Source organism: Eubacteriaceae bacterium ES3 (genome assembly GCA_030586155.1).
Classification (GTDB): domain Bacteria; phylum Bacillota; class Clostridia; order Eubacteriales; family Eubacteriaceae; genus Acetobacterium.
On sequence record CP130741.1, the window covers coordinates 1,320,434 to 1,336,208 of the forward strand.

Sequence of the window (15,775 nt, forward strand, 5' to 3'; positions counted from 1 at the left end):
TTGAAGCAAAATTTTCAATTGCAGATGGGGTGCGCCATCTGCAATTTTTTTATGGAGGTAAATTACAATTAGCAAAGAAATTCAACATGAAATTAATAACGAAATCCGCGATCGTGAAGTTCGTGTTATCGATGAGAACGGTGAAATGCTCGGTGTGATGGCAACTAAAGATGCGTTGCGTCTCTCAGATGACAAAAATCTGGATTTAGTTAAAGTTTCCCCTAATGCCAAACCTCCGGTTTGCAAGATTCTTGATTATGGAAAATTCCGATATGAAGAGATACAGCGAGCTAAAGAGGCGAAAAAGAATCAGAAGGCGGTTGTCATTAAAGAGATTCGTATGTCTGTTCGAGTGGAAGAACATGATATTAACGTAAAAGTAAAGAATTGTTTGAAATTTCTGGAACAAGGCAATCGTGTTAAAGTATCAATTAGATTCAGAGGAAGAGAAATGGCATATACAGATCGGGGTAAAGATGTGTTATTGGACTTTGCTGAACGCGCCTCAGAATTTGGCGTGATTGAAAAAGCCCCTAAGATGGAAGGACGAAGCATGGTTATGTTTTTGTCACCCAAAAAAGACAAATAGATAATTGACCGTCTGGAATATCGGATGATATCTGTGAATTTTAGATGTAGGTTATTATAAATTTATGCGAGCGAGAGGAGGAAGTACTATGCCAAAAATGAAAACACACCGCGGTGCAGCAAAGCGTTTTAAAATAAAGAAATCAGGTGTTATTAAACGCGCGAAAGCTTATAAACGTCATATTCTTAATAAGAAATCACGTAAGACCAAACGAAATTTAAGAAAAGCAGCATACTTAACTAAAGGCGATGCAAAAGTCGTCAAATTGATGATTAAACGATAAATTTGAAGATAGGAGGAATTTATAATGGCTAGAATTAAAAAAGGCGTTAATGCCAAGAAAAAACATAAAAAAATACTGAAGCTTGCTAAGGGATATTATGGTGCAAAAAGTAAGCTTTACAGACCTGCCAATGAAGCAGTTATGCGAGCACTCCGATCTTCTTATGTCGGACGAAAAGAAAAGAAACGTAATTTTAGACGTCTCTGGATTACCCGTATTAATGCTGGGGCTAGAATGCATGGTTTAAGTTATAGTAAATTTATGTATGGACTTAAAGAATCTGGTGTCGAGATCGATCGAAAGATTCTTGCTGATCTGGCAATGAACGATATGGATGCATTTAAATCACTGGTTGATGTTTCCAAAAAAGGTTTAAATATTAATTAGTTACATTATAACTTCTCGTAGAAGTCTTTTTTATGAGAAGTTTTTTTATGAGGAATTAAGAAATCGAAACAAACAGGCAATCAGCATCTAGTCAGGTAAAACTGATATTATAGCGGTTGTCTTTTTCCATGTGAGGGAACTGTGTGCTGGTTGAATATTTTTGCTTTAAGATTAGCTGTTGCATTTTTCTTTATGCGTGATAAAATATGAATGATATTTAAATTTGGAATGTGGAGACTATTGTGAATGATAAAACGATTTTGCAAATAAAGAATTACCTAACGCACCGCTCTCCTGCTGAAATCCTGATATTTGGTTTTGCAGCAGTTATTTTGATCGGAGCAATACTTTTAGCTCTCCCTGTTTCAAGTGCCAGCGGTCATAGTCCCGGTTTTTTAAATGCTTTATTCACTGCAACTTCAGCAGTTTGTGTTACCGGTCTTGTGGTCGTTGATACGGGAACATTCTGGTCTGTTTTTGGCAAATTTGTAATTATAACATTGATTCAGATTGGCGGATTGGGTTTCATGTCCCTGACAACAATGTTTTTTGTACTTGCAGGTAAAAGGATCACGATCAAAGACCGCTTATTAATCCAATCATCAATTAACATGGACTCAATTTCTGGGATTGTTAAATTTACAAAATATATTTTCTTTTCTTCAATTGTCATTGAATTAATAGGAGCTTTATTTTTAAGTCTGGTTTTTATTCCAGAGTTTGGATTAGTTAAAGGAGTAGCCTACAGTATTTTTCATGCAATTTCAGCATTTTGTAATGCTGGATTTGATCTTATAGGACATTTCAGAAGTTTAACACAATATGTAGATAATGCCCTTGTAAATTTTGTGATCGGTGGTCTGATTATCTTTGGGGGTCTGGGTTTTGCAGTGACCAGTGATGTGTTCTATATTAGAAAATTTAGTAAAATGACGATGCAGGCCAAACTCGTTCTAGTAATAACTGGAATACTATTTTTAATTGGTTTTGTATTCTTTTTTATATTTGAATTCAATAATCCCAGAACAATGGGCAATCTATCGATTAGCGGAAAAATACTTGCTTCATTTTTCCAATCAGTTTCTCCGAGAACTGCTGGATTTAATACAATTGATATGTCAAATTTAACAAAGCCGTCATTATTTTTAACTATGCTGTTGATGTTTATCGGGGCTTCTCCAGGTTCGACTGGTGGTGGGGTAAAGACAACCACCATTGGAATTATAATTTTAACAGTGGTTTCGGTGCTTAATGGTAAAAAAGATGTGGTGGCGTTTAAACGAACAATTACTGGTCCTGCAATCAGGCGAGCTATATCAGTGGTTGTAATAGCATTGGCTATTGTCATTGTGATGATATTTGTGTTATTATGCTCTGAGCCGGAATTATCATTTGAAAGTATTATTTTTGAAGTACTTTCAGCATCAGGAACAGTCGGTTTGTCAATGGGAATCACCCCGCATCTGTCAATTAGTGGGAAATTAGCACTAATCGTAACGATGTTTGTTGGCAGATTAGGGCCGCTTACAGTGGCATATGCAATTTCTAGAAATGAAAAGCGTCTTAGAGAAAACGTCGGATCATTTAAATTACCAGAAGGTAACATCATGATTGGCTAGAGGAGGAAGGGTTAATTGAAAGAGAAGCAGTTTGCGGTTCTGGGTTTGGGTCGCTTTGGCGAGGCTTTGGCCATAACGTTAAGTGAACTTGGATGTAACGTTGTTGTAGTGGACAATGATGAGGAGAAGATCCAAAATATTGCCAATAAAGTGACTTATGCTGTTACAGCTGACGTAACAGACATTAACGCCCTTAAAGCAATTGGTTTAAAAAATGTCGACGCTGTTGTTGTTTCTATTACCTCAGATATTAATAGCAGCATAATGGGTATTGTTAATGCACAGGAACTGGGAATTCAGGAAATTTATGGAAAAGCAAATAATGCTCAGCATGAAAAAGTTCTGCTGAAACTTGGGGTCAAGAAAGTTTTTTCTCCAGAGCGCGACATGGGTGAACGAGTAGCCCATACTCTGGTTACAGGCGGTTTTATCGATATCCTGGAGTTAGATACTGACCATATGATTGTTGAAGTAGATGTTTTACACATTTGGGAAGGAAAAACTTTAGAGCAACTTGATTTACGAGCTGTATATGGAATAAATGTTATAGCCATTCGCTCCTTTGATGTTCTGAACGCTAGCCCTTTAGCATCTGATATGATAAAGCCAGGGGATAAGATTATAGTTATGGGTGAGAGTAAATCCATTAATGAACTCAATAAACTATCAAAGAAAGATAACCAAAATTGACAGAATATGATATAATAACTTCCAGACAGAATGAGCAACTTAAACTGATTGGTAAACTGAGACAAAAAAGAGTTCGTGATGAGTTGGATCTTTTCATTATCGAAGGTAAAAAACTTATTTTAGAAGCTTTAAAGAGTAAAGCAGTTATAGAGAAAGTTTTTTTATCAGAGCGACTTAAAGATACCGAGATTATAAAGAACCTAAGTCAAGCAGGCCTAAATAGTGAAGTGGTTTGGGTTAAACATTCACTTTTTGACAGTTTTTCTGAAATGAAAAATCCTGAAGGGGTATTGGCACTGGTTAAAAAACTTAAGCCGGGAGCAAATCCAGGAAAGAGATATATTATTCTTGAAGATGTTCAGGATCCCAATAATGTCGGAACGATTATCCGTACAGCAGATGCTGCCGGGTTTGATTCAATTATTGCGACCCTAAAGACTGCAGATTTCTATAATGAGAAGGTTGTACGGGGGTCGATGGGATCAATATTTCACCTTAACCTTGAAACGACCAATCATATAAACGATACTATCACTGAATTAAAAAAGTCAGGTGTAATTATTATTGGAACAGCACTTGACGGGAAAAATATTTTTGAGCAGACTACAAATTTTAGTTCTTTCGCCCTTGTACTAGGAAATGAATCTCGAGGGATGAGCGGTGATTTAAAGGCTAAATGTGAGCATTTATATCAGATTCCAATTTATGGGCAGGCAGAATCCCTTAATGTAGCTGTTGCAGCAGGTATTGTAATGTACCAGCTGGCAAAATAATTAAATAATTAAATCGATGAATGAGCAAGTAAGGTAATTGATTGCAGTACAGAGAAAAAATCCTTGGCTGAAAGATTTTATGCAATAATCATCCGAAATTCCCTCAGGAGTTTAAAAGTGAACGCAAAATGTCAGTAGTTTTTAACGTTTATCACGTTACGATAGTAAAGAGAATACATATGTATTAATTAAGGTGGTACCGCGGAAAGATTTCGTCCTTTTAAGGGCGTTTTTTTATTTGTCAAAATTTGAGTCATATAATACATGATGAAAATAGAGTTATAAAAGTATGAAAATTAATTAAGGAGAATTTATGAAGGGTCAATTAAAAGAAATTCAAGAGCGGTTCTTAGATGAGGTTCAAAAAGTAAAGGATCTAAAAGAACTTGACGCGATTCGTGTTAAGTTTTTAGGAAAAAAGGGAGAATTGACTGCAGCACTAAAGGGGATGGGGAAATTATCGTCTGAGGAAAGACCAGTGATAGGAAAAATCGCTAATGATGTCAGAGAGTCAATCGAAAAAAATCTGAGTGCGCAAAAAGAAAAATTTGAAAAAATAAAAATAGATGCACAATTATCAATGGAAACTATTGATGTATCACTTCCCGGTACAAAGAAAAGTGTTGGAAAACTTCATCCGTTAACTAAAACAATTAATGAACTGGAAGAAATATTTTTAGGGATGGGTTTTTCAATAGCAGATGGTCCTGATATTGAATGGGCAAAGTATAATTTTGATTTCCTTAATGTACCGAAAGAGCATTCTGCCAGAGATTTACAGGATACTTTTTATGTTGATGAAGATATTGTTCTAAGAACCCAGACTTCTCCAGTACAGGTGCGGGTAATGGAACAAAAAAAACCGCCAATGCGAATTATTTCTCCCGGTCGTGTTTACAGGTGCGATGAAATTGATGCGACTCATTCTCCGGTTTTTCACCAGATGGAAGGCCTAGTCATTGATAAAGGGATTACCATGAGTGATCTAAAAGGAACATTAGATTTATTTGCCAAGAAGCTTTTTGGAGAACAGACCAAAACTAAGTTTCGGCCTCATCAGTTTTATTTCACGGAACCAAGTGCTGAAATGGATGTAACCTGTTTCAAATGTGGTGGTGAAGGATGTAGGGTTTGTAGTAACACAGGATGGATTGAAATCCTTGGTTGCGGGATGGTGCATCCTAATGTTTTGAGAGATTGTGGTATCGATCCTGATATATATAGTGGATTTGCTTTTGGGATGGGCCTCGACCGCATCACCCTAACAAAATACGGCATCAATGATTTGCGTTTGTTGTTTGAAAATGACCTGAGATTTTTAGGACAGTTTTAGTAGGAGGAAACAATGTTAGTATCATTAAAGTGGTTGAAAGAATATGTAAAAATTAATTGTGAACCGGGTGAACTCGGAGAAGCCCTGACGATGTCCGGGACAAAAGTCGAAACAATGTCTGGTGTTTCACCGAAAATAGAAAATATATTGACAGGGAAAATCACCAAGATAGATCAACATCCAAATGCAGATAAACTTGTAGTCTGCCAGGTAAGCTTTGATCATTTTGAAAAAACAATTGTGACTGCAGCAAAAAACGTGTTTGAAGGTGCGGTAGTGCCAGTGGCACTAGATGGCGCGGTTCTCGCAAATGGAGAAAAGATTTACGATAGTGATTTTAGAGGTGTTTTATCACAAGGTATGTTCTGTTCAATTCAAGAATTGGGGATGAATCAGGATTTATTCTCCAAAGATGTAATGGATGGGATATATATACTACCGGCTGATACTGTTTTAGGAGAGTCAGTTAAATCATTACTGTGGTTAGATGATACCATTATTGATATAGAATTGACTGCTAATCGTCCGGATTGCCAGTCTGTATTGGGAATAGCCAGAGAGACTTCTGCTACATTAAATCAGGGGCTTAATACATTTGAAATTTATAGTCAAGAGGAAACTGAGGATGTTATTTCAAAATATTTAACTATAAAGGTTGAAAGTGACTTATGCATGCGCTATGTTGGGAAAATGCTGCAAGTCAAAAAAGTCGAACCATCTCCACTTTGGATGCAGGTTAAACTTTTAAATAGTGGGGTACGTCCAATTAATAATATTGTCGATGTTACAAATTACGTCATGTTAGAATTGGGACAACCACTACACGCATTTGACTATAAAAATCTTGACTCGGACCGAATTGTTGTAAAGACAACAGATGATAAAAAGTTCACAACACTTGACGAACAGGAAAGAGAAATTGACCAAACAATGTTAATGATTACAAATGGAAAATTTCCAGTTGCGATTGCAGGAGTGATGGGTGGACAAAATTCGGAAATCAATAAAGCTACCGAATTGATTGTTTTGGAATCAGCATGTTTCGATAAAAGCAGTGTGCGATTGACTTCAAAAAAACTAGGTCTTAGAACCGAAGCTTCTTCTCGTTACGAGAAAGGCGTAGATCCTGATTTGGCAATAGTTGCTGCTCTTCGTGCAACCTATCTTTTAAAAGAAATTGGAGCAGTAGATGTGATTGAAGGTATTATTGATGTGTATCCTGAAGCACAAGAGCAACCAGAGATTGAATTGGATCCGGAATGGGTTAATCAATTTATTGGTATTGATTTGTCGACAAAAGATATGGTTGGCTTTTTAAAGCGTTTGTTTTTTGATGTGACACAAAAAAATGAACTACTTTTGGTAACACCTCCTTATTATCGAACTGATGTTCAAATTAAGGAAGATCTAGCAGAAGAAATTGCACGAATTTTTGGATACAATAATATTCCTGGAACAATAATGGGTGGAGAAACTCAGGTTGGAGAAAAATCTGAGCTCCAAAAAACTGAATCATTAATTAAGAATATTCTGATTGGACAGGGATATTATGAGACGATGACCAGTTCATTTACCAGTGAGAATAAAATTAGTGGGCTTAATCAGGAATCTCAAGGAGATATGGTAAAACTCATTAATCCACTTGGAGAAGAGAACAGTTTAATGAGAAAGTCATTGATTGGTCATCAGCTGGAAGTGATTGAATTAAACAGTCATCGAAAAAATTCACAGGGTCGTTTTTTTGAATTGGCAAACACTTATTTAAAGAATAATAAGATCGGCGAATTACCCGTTCAGGAAAAGAACTTGGTTTTAAGCAGCTACGGCAACACGGATTATTTTGATTTAAAAGGTACTGTTGAACTGATGCTGACTGAGCTGGGGATAACGGATTTATTGTTCTCTGCAGGCGGAAGTGAATTTTATCATCCCGGGCGAAAGGCTGAGATTTTTGCTGGCACAGTAAAATTAGGCGAACTTGGTGAAATACATCCTCTTGTAGTAAAAAATTATGACTTGCCAAAGCGGTGTTATGTATGCGAAATGTCATTTGAAAAATTATTTGAGGTAAAGAAAAATAATATTCGCTTTAAAGAATTGCCAAAATTCCCGGGAACGTCCAGAGATTTAGCGATTGTAGTTCGGCATGAAATTCCAGCTTCCAGTGTGATTGCGATTATCAGAGAAAACTCTGGTGAGTTATTGGAATCTGTTGATCTATTTGATGTTTACACTGGGGAACAAGTGGCTGAAGGGTATAAAAGTTTGGCCTATGCTTTAAGTTTCAGGCATATGGAAAAAACTTTAAGTGATGATGATATTAATCCAGTAATCGAAAAAATACTTACTGAACTTAAAGGGCAACTAGATGGACGGTTACGAGAATAGAACTAGAAACCTGCTGGCATTAACTCAGATTGCTGGGCTTGGTCGAAAGCGAATTAAGAAGCTCGTTTTCATTGCGGAAAAAAAACTATCTTTCATTGGTGAAATAATAGAGTCAGGGATAAAGTCTGGTATAATAAAAACTGAGATATCTAAACAAAATATTGAAGATGCTATAAATGCGGCAGAAAAAATTCTTGATCAGAACGATCGTTACGGGATAAAAAGCATTACCTATTTAGAAAATGATTTTCCAGAATATCTCCAATATGAAGACGGCCCATTAATTATTTATTATTTGGGGGAGCTTAGTAGTATGAATTGTGATAGACGTGTGGCTGTAATTGGTAGTAGGAAGCCTGAACGCCTGGGATATGATTTTGCTTACATGGCTGCTAGACAAGTAGTGTTGAAAAAGGGAATAGTGATTAGTGGACTGGCAACTGGATGTGATTCTGCCGGACATCGAGGAGCGCTGGCGGAAAATGGAAAAACAGTGGCTTTTCTACCATCAGGTCTGCTAAACATATATCCGGCAGAAAATCAAAAGCTTGCAGATCAGATACTTGATTTGGAAGGGGGCTTAGTTACGGAATACCCTCTTCAAACAGAACCTTTGCCTTATCGTTTTGTAGAGCGGGATAGACTTCAGGCAGCGGCAAGTCAAATCGTCATCGTTTCCTCTTTTTCAGAACGTAGTGGAACAATCCAAACTTTAAAATATGCTCATGCGTATCAACGACCAATTTATACGCTGAAAGATATTGTCAGCGAAAGTCCTTCGGGTTTTAAAAAGCTTAATACTTTAGAAATAGATTATTCGGTTTTAAAATTTTCAAATATAATTGATGTTTTAAACCATTTATAAATAAATCATTTGTTTTTTTGTAAATTTTTACATATAATAGGAGTAAACAGTTTACTCATTACAGGAGGAATAAAATGCCTGAAAAATCAATTATTGAATTAAAAATTTTAGATACAGATTTTAATTTGAAAGCAACGGAAAATGAAGATCATATTCTTGAGGTTGCAAATTATGTTAAAACGGAGTTAGAACGGGTAAAGACAGCGAATCCTTTTACAAATCATATTCGGATAGCAATTTTAGGATGCATGAATATTACTGAAAAATTACTAAAAGCGGAGTCTGAACTGGAAAATGCCGAAGAGCAGAAAATCAAGGAAATAGGTGAGATCAATTCAGTTAAAGAAGAACTGAAAGATGCCTATGATTTAATTGAAGCGGAAAGAGTGAAGTACGCTACTCTTGAAGAAGAAAAAAAGGCGCTTGATAAAGAAATGGCAGAGAAGGAAGAGCTTTTAACTCAATATCGGGAGCATTTGCGTCAAAGTAAGGCAGATAGTGAAGCGAGCCGTAAAACAATTCTGGATTTACAGAATCAATTGTTCGAAAGTCAAATTGAGTTAGTTAAAGTAAATAAAAATAGTATAGAAAAAGATGCTTTTAAAAGTATTGAAGAAAAAATAAAATTAGATTAAAGACATTTAATAATGACAAAGGTTTATGAAGCCGTCACTTTGGTGGCGGCTTCTAAATTTTAGAAATAGAAGAATTTATCTGATAATATCAATATAAGTGGACAAATTCTGTAATTAACTGGGTCGGCTTTAAATATTGAATGTGTTGCGGATCAGAAATGAAGGAGAATAAATGAAAACCATATTAATCGACGGAAACAGTCTGATATACAGAACATTTTATGCAATACGAGAGATGCATAACTCAAAAGGAATGCCAACAAATGCAATTTATGGATTTGTTAATATTCTTGTCAAAATTCAGGAGGAGTTTAAACCAGACTATCTGGGAGTTGCATTTGACTTGAAAGGTCCGACCTTTAGAGATGAAATTTTTGAGGACTATAAAGGCGGCAGACAAAAGATGCCGGAAGAATTGGAACAGCAATTTCCTGTATTAAAAGAATTGTTAGCTAAAATGGGGATTGCTATTCTTGAAAAAGCAGGTTTTGAAGCCGATGATATAATTGGTACTCTCGCTAAAATGGGTGAGAAAGAAGGACTTAAAACAGAAATTATTACAGGTGATAGAGATTCTTTTCAGTTAGTAGATGAAAATATTACAGTGCTATATACTAAGAAGGGGATTACTGATCTGGAAATTGTAAATATAGATTGGGTAAATAAAAAATATGGGTTAATGCCATTAGATCTCATTGAATTGAAAGCTCTAATGGGGGATAAATCCGATAATATACCAGGAATACCCGGAATAGGAGAAAAAACAGGAATTAAACTGGTTAAGGACTATAAGGACCTTGAAGGTTTATACGAGCGGATTGAAGAAATTAAAGGAAAGCAAAAGGAAAAGCTTGTCGCGGGAAAAGATTCAGCTTTTTTAAGTCGTCGTTTAGGAACTATTGACACAAGGGTAGCACTAGGAATAGATTATGAATGTCTTCGTTTCACGAATATGTTCAATCCGGATAGTATTGAATTTTTGAAAGAGCTGGAATTTAAAGCGCTTTTAAATAGGATCGATCAGTCTTCGGATAAACAGAGTTGCATTGAAATCCTCTATGACACCGTTAACACAGAAGCATCGATGAAAAAATTGATGTTTGAACTTGAAGAATGCAGTTCAATTTCAATATATTTTTATCAGGAAGACAATGCAGTATTTCTGGGGATTGGTTATAATGAAAAGCTTGTTTTTATAGATGATCTTTCGATTAAAAAACTTAACTTTTTTAACCAGTTTAATGAACTTTCAAATTTATCCAATTTGGGTTTAATCAGCCATGATCTCAAGAATTTATTACATATTCTTCATAAAAATGGAATATCAGATGTAAGGGATGCATTTGATATTCTGATTGCATCTTATCTGTTAAGTCCTGGTGATCAGAGATATGATTTAAAAACAGCAGCGTATCGTTATTTGGACGAGAGTATTACAGATGAGGAAGATTTTTTTGGAAAAGGTAAAAAGAGATTATCAGTTAACGAGATTGAACCTGAAAAGTTAGCAGATTATGTGATGAAAAACTGTGAGATTATCAAGCGATTAAAACCAGTATTGGAAGAAGAGTTGATTAATACAGAAATGATTTCGCTTTTTCAAACAATGGAGTTGCCATTGCTCTCGGTTATGGCGTCGATGGAGGAGTTAGGAGTAACTGTAGACCAGGATGAGTTGAAAATTCTGGCAGAAGAATTTGAAAGCTCATTAGAAGTTTTAACAAAAGAAATTCATGAAATGGCTGAGGCAGGAGATTTCAATATCAATTCTCCTAAGCAGTTGGGTGAAGTTCTTTTTGAAAAGTTGAAACTGCCAGTTATTAAGAAAACAAAAACCGGATATTCTACAAATATTGAAGTTCTTGAGCAATTAATTAATTTTCATCCGATGATTCAAAAAATTATCGATTATCGGATGCTCTCAAAATTGGATTCTACCTATGGAAGAGGGTTAATTGGCTTTGTTGATGAAAAAAAGGGTAAAATATTTTCTACTTTTAATCAGACTGTAGCAGCGACTGGCCGAATCAGCAGTTCGAATCCTAATCTTCAGAACATTCCAGTTAAAACTGAAATGGGACGAAAAATCAGGAAGGTTTTTATACCTTCTCAGAAAAATTGGATTCTGGTTGACGCAGATTACTCCCAGATTGAACTGCGAGTTCTTGCGCATTTATCAGATGATGAAAATCTTATCGATGCTTTTATTAAAGAGCAGGATATTCATACTCGAACAGCATCGGAAATTTTTGGAGTTCAACTTGAAGAGGTTACAAGAACCCAGCGCGGTCAGGCAAAGGCAATCAATTTTGGCCTAATTTATGGAAAGCAGGCATTTAGCCTGGGTAAAGATCTGGGAATTAGCAGAAATGAAGCGCAGGACTATATTGATAAATATTTCGCACGATATCCTAAGGTTCAGGCTTATATGGAGAATATTATAAAACAGGCAAAAGAAGAAGGATATGTTACTACAATTTGGGGACGTCGTCGTTATATTCCAGAAATGAATTCAAAAAATGGGATCTTAGTTCAGGCTGGAGAACGAATGGCCTTAAACACTCCGATTCAGGGCAGTGCCGCTGATATTATTAAATTAGCTATGATTCGTGTTTATGAACGTCTGGACAAGGAAAACTTGCAAGCTAAACTAATCCTACAGGTGCATGATGAGTTGATGATTGACACTCCGATCGATGAAAAAGATATTGTGGAAACGATAATAAAAGAAGAAATGGAAAATGCAGCCAGTCTAAAAGTTCCGTTGACAGTGGATGTGAATACGGGTAAGTCATGGTATGACATAAAATAAGTTAACGAGTATGTTTAAATGTCATATAAAGAATGAATCTGAGATAGATTGTGAGAAAAAAATGAAAATCATTGCTATAACTGGTGGGATTGCTTCGGGAAAATCAACGGTCGTTAAGATTTTGAGGAATAGATATCACTATGAAATTATTGATGCTGATCAACTAGCTCGTGAGGCGGTAAAAAAAGGATCGCCAGGCCTCAAAAAAATTGTTGAGATTTTTGGAAAAAAAATATTAACTAACGATGATGAATTGAATCGTTCTAAAATGGGACAAATGATTGCTGAGGACCAGAGTGCCAGAGAAAAGCTCAATGCTATTGTTCACCCGGAGGTGAGGCGGTTATACAATTTGGAGTTTGAAAAATATGAAAAGACAAATCTGCCAAGTATATTCTATGATTGTCCGCTTTTATGTGAATCTGGATTGACCAACACAGTTGATGAGATATTTTTAGTGGTAGCGGACGAAAAAATTCGTTTAGAGAGAATTATGAGTAGAGATAAGGTATCAGAAGAATTAGCACAAAAAAAAATTGATATGCAGATGAAAGATGAAGACAAAGAAAAAATGGCAGACGTTGTAATTGAAAATAATGGTACATTTGATGAGTTAATCATTACCCTGGATTGCTATTTGACAAATCGAAAACTTTAGGTTTAAAAAAGACTTGAAAATTCATTTGCGATCTAGTATAATAATAAAACAGGTTAAAAACTGTTAGCGAGGATGGTGGAACGGCAGACACGCAGGTTTGAGGGATCTGTTGCAGCAATGCAGTGAGGGTTCAAATCCCTTTCCTCGCACCATTATGAATTTAGAGACAGCTTTGATAGCTGTTTTTTTATTTTTAATTCACTATTAAACTATTAATAATATATAGAGTATAATGATTCATCCTTTTAATCAGAATTAATAATATTGACTCCTAACCTTAAATTAATTTTACAATTGAAATATTGACATTTTCAGATGAATAGTTTATGATTATTTCAATAAAATAATATGAATAAACCGTTGAAGTGGAGATAACGGTGTATCGTGCAGTTACAGAGAGCGGGGAATGCTGAGATCCCGTACAACGCAGCGCATCAAATGGACCACAGAGGGCGTAGTGAAAGGAGTAATCTGATTATCCTACGACGTGACGCATACGTAAGTTGCGAGGAATATGTTAGTATTCTGCAGAGTGTACAGTACTTTTGAGTTACTGTAAATTAAGGTGGTACCGCGGCTAGTTCGTCCTTTTTTATAAGGGCGATTTTTTATTTTTTTGAAAAGTTTGTAGACAGAATAATTAGCTGCTAAACCCATGGAAATTTAAATTATGCAACTGTAGGATCAGTTGGAAAGGAATTGAGAATGATTAAACCTACTATTGATGAGGCTAGAACCTATGCAAAAAACTATCGGATTGTTCCCATTAGTATGGAGTTGTTATCAGATATTAAGACCACGGTTGAAGTACTTAGAACTTTAAAATCAACAGGAAAGAGAACGTTTCTTTTAGAAAGTGTTGAGGGTGGTGAGAAATGGGGACGTTATTCTTTTCTTGGATACGATCCTAAACTCAGTATAAAAGGTCTAGATGGGAGCATTGAGATTGAGGATGAGAATGGAATAATGAATTCGATAGAGAATCCTGTCGCTGTCATCCGGAAAATTCTTGAAGAAAATAAAAGTCCGCAATTATCTGAATTTCCAGTTTTTACCGGTGGTTTTGTTGGCAGTATTGCATATGACTTTGTAAAGTATTTTGAACCAAATCTAAGTTTTGAAAATAAAAATCCTGAAAAATTCGATGATTTTCATCTAATGCTCTTTGATAAAGTTATAGCTTACGACCACTTAAAACAAAAGATGATACTGATTGTTAACATTAGAACAGATGAATTTGAAAAGAATTATATAGATGGAGTGATTCAACTGAAAGAAATGGAGTCATTAATAAAAAACAATAAGCCACAGGAACTATTTTCAGGTAAATTGAAATCAGAATTCTCGTCATTATTTTCAAAAGAATACTATTGTGAAATGGTCGAAAAAACAAAGAACCATATTGTTCAGGGAGATATTTTTCAGGCTGTAATATCAAACCGGGCTGAAGCGTCCTTTGAGGGTGATTTGTTATCAACTTATCGAATATTAAGAACTATTAATCCGTCACCCTATATGTTTTATCTGGATTTTCTTTCTATGCAGGTAGCTGGAGCATCACCTGAAACTCTAGTATCTTTAAGAAACGGAAAACTATCAACATTTCCCATTGCTGGTTCCTGTCCACGTGGAGAAACATCAGAAGAGGATGAAAAAAATATTAGTGCATTATTAAAAGATGAAAAAGAGTTGTCTGAACACGATATGCTGGTTGATCTAGGAAGAAATGATCTTGGTAAAATTAGTGAATTTGGTTCAGTCAGAGTTGAGAATTACAAACAAGTTTTAAAATTTTCTCATATTTCTCATATTTGTTCAACTGTAACAGGCAAGATGAGAGCTGATATGGATCAGTTAGATGCAATAACTGCTGTTTTGCCGGCAGGTACGCTATCAGGTGCACCTAAGCATCGAGCTATTGAAATCATAAATGCTCTTGAAGGGCAAAAAAGAGGCGTTTATGGAGGGGCAGTTGGCTATATTGATTTTTCAGGAAATTTAGATATGTGTATAGCTATTAGAATGGCAGTCAGAATGAATGAAAAAGTTTTTATTTCAGCTGGTGCTGGAATTGTCGCTGATAGTATTCCCGAAAAGGAATTTATTGAATCGAACAACAAGGCCAAAGCGATGTTTGTTGCGATCAAAAAAGGACAGGAGATTGAAGCATGATTTTATTGATTGATAATTATGACAGTTTTTCTTATAACTTGTATCAGTATGTAGGAATGCTTGATCCAGATATTAAGGTGATCCGAAATAACGAATTTTCGGTTGATGAGGTCAAAAGGTTTAATCCAGATGCGATTATCATTTCTCCAGGCCCGGGTAAACCTTCAGATGCTGGCATCTGCGAAGAGGTAATTCAAAAACTGAAAGGCAGCTGTCCCATCTTAGGAGTTTGCTTGGGGCATCAGGCTATCTGTGAAGTATTCGGTGGCAAAGTCTCTTTAGCCAAAACCTTGATGCATGGGAAAAAGAGTAATGTCCATATATCCAACAGCAGTCCAATCTTTAGCGGTCTTGCACCAATTATTCAGGGAGCAAGGTATCATTCACTTTCGGCGGTACGGGAAAGCCTGCCAGACGAACTCCTGATAATAGCTGAGGATGATGAAGGGGAAGTGATGGCCGTCAAACATCGTGATTATGAAATCTATGGAATACAGTTCCATCCAGAATCTATCCTGACAGAAAATGGTGAGCGTATTATCAAAAATTTTTTAGAATTAAGGAGTTGAAC

Annotated in this window: 14 protein-coding genes, 1 tRNA gene and 1 other annotated feature; all 15 genes read left to right on the forward strand. The window is 35.8% G+C overall.

From position 1 onward, the window contains the following. Positions 1-61 precede the first annotated feature (61 nt). The 15 genes from infC (at position 62) to Q5O24_06110 (ending at position 15,773) form a co-directional block, all read left to right on the forward strand. On the forward strand, positions 62-589 hold the full coding sequence (gene infC / locus Q5O24_06040) for a translation initiation factor IF-3 (protein ID WKY49219.1): 528 nt from the start codon (positions 62-64) through the stop codon (positions 587-589). An 88-nt stretch (positions 590-677) separates the two neighbouring features. Beyond that, positions 678-872, forward strand: a complete 195-nt coding sequence (gene rpmI, locus Q5O24_06045; protein WKY48876.1) for a 50S ribosomal protein L35 — start codon at positions 678-680, stop codon at positions 870-872. A 24-nt stretch (positions 873-896) separates the two neighbouring features. Next, a complete protein-coding gene (rplT, locus tag Q5O24_06050) occupies positions 897-1,259 on the forward strand; it encodes a 50S ribosomal protein L20 (GenBank protein WKY48877.1) in 363 nt (120 codons plus the stop codon). 242 nt (positions 1,260-1,501) lie between these two features. After that, positions 1,502-2,878: a TrkH family potassium uptake protein gene (locus tag Q5O24_06055; protein ID WKY48878.1), complete on the forward strand. Its 1,377-nt coding sequence runs from the start codon at positions 1,502-1,504 to the stop codon at positions 2,876-2,878. Positions 2,879-2,893: 15 nt separating this feature from the next. Then, entirely contained in the window at positions 2,894-3,568 is a 675-nt protein-coding gene (locus tag Q5O24_06060) for a TrkA family potassium uptake protein (GenBank protein WKY48879.1), read from the forward strand. Beyond that, positions 3,565-4,341 (forward strand): RNA methyltransferase, encoded by a 777-nt coding sequence (locus tag Q5O24_06065; protein WKY48880.1) that lies wholly within the window; start codon positions 3,565-3,567, stop codon positions 4,339-4,341. The genes Q5O24_06060 and Q5O24_06065 overlap by 4 nt, the downstream gene beginning before the upstream one ends. Positions 4,342-4,348: 7 nt before the next feature. Next, positions 4,349-4,564 (forward strand) — a binding site (T-box leader). A 90-nt stretch (positions 4,565-4,654) separates the two neighbouring features. Further along, positions 4,655-5,674 carry a phenylalanine--tRNA ligase subunit alpha gene (gene pheS, locus Q5O24_06070; protein WKY48881.1) on the forward strand — a complete coding sequence of 340 codons (1,020 nt, stop codon included), beginning with the start codon at positions 4,655-4,657 and terminating at the stop codon, positions 5,672-5,674. A gap of 12 nt (positions 5,675-5,686) precedes the next feature. Then, a complete protein-coding gene (pheT, locus tag Q5O24_06075) occupies positions 5,687-8,062 on the forward strand; it encodes a phenylalanine--tRNA ligase subunit beta (GenBank protein ID WKY48882.1) in 2,376 nt (791 codons plus the stop codon). Then, complete coding sequence (locus Q5O24_06080; protein WKY48883.1) at positions 8,043-8,927, forward strand: DNA-processing protein DprA; 885 nt, start codon at positions 8,043-8,045, stop codon at positions 8,925-8,927. Before pheT ends, Q5O24_06080 begins: the two co-directional genes overlap by 20 nt. A gap of 74 nt (positions 8,928-9,001) precedes the next feature. Continuing rightward, complete coding sequence (gene zapA, locus Q5O24_06085; protein WKY48884.1) at positions 9,002-9,562, forward strand: cell division protein ZapA; 561 nt, start codon at positions 9,002-9,004, stop codon at positions 9,560-9,562. Between the two features lie 172 nt (positions 9,563-9,734). Further along, a complete protein-coding gene (gene polA / locus Q5O24_06090; protein WKY48885.1) occupies positions 9,735-12,374 on the forward strand; it encodes a DNA polymerase I in 2,640 nt (879 codons plus the stop codon). A 61-nt stretch (positions 12,375-12,435) separates the two neighbouring features. Then, entirely contained in the window at positions 12,436-13,032 is a 597-nt protein-coding gene (gene coaE / locus Q5O24_06095) for a dephospho-CoA kinase (GenBank protein ID WKY48886.1), read from the forward strand. 66 nt (positions 13,033-13,098) lie between these two features. Next, positions 13,099-13,184: transfer RNA gene (locus Q5O24_06100), tRNA-Leu, on the forward strand. A 553-nt stretch (positions 13,185-13,737) separates the two neighbouring features. Further along, positions 13,738-15,204 carry an anthranilate synthase component I family protein gene (locus tag Q5O24_06105; protein ID WKY48887.1) on the forward strand — a complete coding sequence of 489 codons (1,467 nt, stop codon included), beginning with the start codon at positions 13,738-13,740 and terminating at the stop codon, positions 15,202-15,204. Continuing rightward, complete coding sequence (locus tag Q5O24_06110) at positions 15,201-15,773, forward strand: aminodeoxychorismate/anthranilate synthase component II (GenBank protein ID WKY48888.1); 573 nt, start codon at positions 15,201-15,203, stop codon at positions 15,771-15,773. The genes Q5O24_06105 and Q5O24_06110 overlap by 4 nt, the downstream gene beginning before the upstream one ends. Positions 15,774-15,775: the final 2 nt, after the last annotated feature.

Bases quoted from the DNA above. Each gene is read 5' to 3' on its own strand.
- pheT (WKY48882.1), top strand. From the start codon at position 5,687: ATGTTAGTATCATTAAAGTGGTTGAAAGAATATGTAAAAATTAATTGT.
- coaE (WKY48886.1), top strand. From the start codon at position 12,436: ATGAAAATCATTGCTATAACTGGTGGGATTGCTTCGGGAAAATCAACG.
- Q5O24_06080 (WKY48883.1), top strand. From the start codon at position 8,043: ATGGACGGTTACGAGAATAGAACTAGAAACCTGCTGGCATTAACTCAG.
- Q5O24_06105 (WKY48887.1), top strand. From the start codon at position 13,738: ATGATTAAACCTACTATTGATGAGGCTAGAACCTATGCAAAAAACTAT.
- zapA (WKY48884.1), top strand. From the start codon at position 9,002: ATGCCTGAAAAATCAATTATTGAATTAAAAATTTTAGATACAGATTTT.
- rplT (WKY48877.1), top strand. From the start codon at position 897: ATGGCTAGAATTAAAAAAGGCGTTAATGCCAAGAAAAAACATAAAAAA.
- rpmI (WKY48876.1), top strand. From the start codon at position 678: ATGCCAAAAATGAAAACACACCGCGGTGCAGCAAAGCGTTTTAAAATA.
- polA (WKY48885.1), top strand. From the start codon at position 9,735: ATGAAAACCATATTAATCGACGGAAACAGTCTGATATACAGAACATTT.
- pheS (WKY48881.1), top strand. From the start codon at position 4,655: ATGAAGGGTCAATTAAAAGAAATTCAAGAGCGGTTCTTAGATGAGGTT.
- Q5O24_06110 (WKY48888.1), top strand. From the start codon at position 15,201: ATGATTTTATTGATTGATAATTATGACAGTTTTTCTTATAACTTGTAT.